This window comes from Pseudoalteromonas sp. APC 3691 (genome assembly GCF_030408135.1).
Taxonomy (GTDB): Bacteria; Pseudomonadota; Gammaproteobacteria; order Enterobacterales; family Alteromonadaceae; genus Pseudoalteromonas.
Window position 1 is genome coordinate 1 of the sequence record NZ_JASDCB010000158.1, and the last position, 755, is coordinate 755.

Genomic DNA, 755 nt, shown 5'->3' on the forward strand with positions numbered 1-755 from the left:
GATGAATCGAGAATACGCAAACTTCAAGGGCCATTAATGTTTAATGTAATGCGAAAGATAGCCATGGCGCTTTTTAAACAAGATGCATCTAAGTCAGCAAGTATGGCGAGGAAAAAGAAAATGGCAGGGCTAGACGATGATTACCGCTCAACCCTGCTAGAGTCTGGGATTAAAATGCGCTAGCCGTGAAGTTCTTTAATTACAGTTGTTTAAATTTTATTTTTATGTTGGCACAACCCTTGAGTATGTAATTACGTCTAAACAATACACAAACAAGGAATACCATTATGAAACATTCAATTAAAATCGCTATGGCAAGTTTATTAGTATTAGGTTCTGCGCAAGTACATGCAGTAGAGGTGGACCTAGATGTAACTGATATATTAACTCAAAGTGTAGCAAGCTATGTTCAGCAAACCACAATTGAGCTTGAAAAATCACTAAAGGAAACGCTTAATTTTGATGCTAAATCTGTTTTAGAGGGTTTATTAGATGAGCCCGTTTTAACACATAGCACAACGCCTAAAAATACTGACACTAGGGCGTGTTGATCTTTGTGGTATGAAAAACAAACAGCATGAAGATAAGGTATAATTGAATTCGCCAGAAAACTTTACACCGAACCTATATGCCAAGATTAATGTTAACAGACGGGACATGGAATGTCTTATCAAAAGTAATGTACTTAAGTGGTCGAATTTATAATAAGCCCGACCATAGAAAAACGCTCGAAGGCATACTGTATAAGATGCGCA

General features: G+C 37.0%; 1 protein-coding gene and 2 pseudogenes. All 3 read left to right on the top strand.

The features are described from left to right. Positions 1-183 (top strand): annotated as a pseudogene (locus QL998_RS20715) (ISAs1 family transposase); the annotation flags it as partial. 104 nt (positions 184-287) lie between these two features. Next, positions 288-551 carry a hypothetical protein gene (locus QL998_RS20720; RefSeq protein WP_290193401.1) on the top strand — a complete coding sequence of 88 codons (264 nt, stop codon included), beginning with the start codon at positions 288-290 and terminating at the stop codon, positions 549-551. 77 nt (positions 552-628) lie between these two features. After that, positions 629-755 (top strand): annotated as a pseudogene (locus QL998_RS20725) (IS5/IS1182 family transposase); the annotation flags it as partial.

Excerpts from the sequence above, each read along its gene's own strand:
- QL998_RS20720 (WP_290193401.1), top strand. The coding sequence starts at position 288 with ATGAAACATTCAATTAAAATCGCTATGGCAAGTTTATTAGTATTAGGT.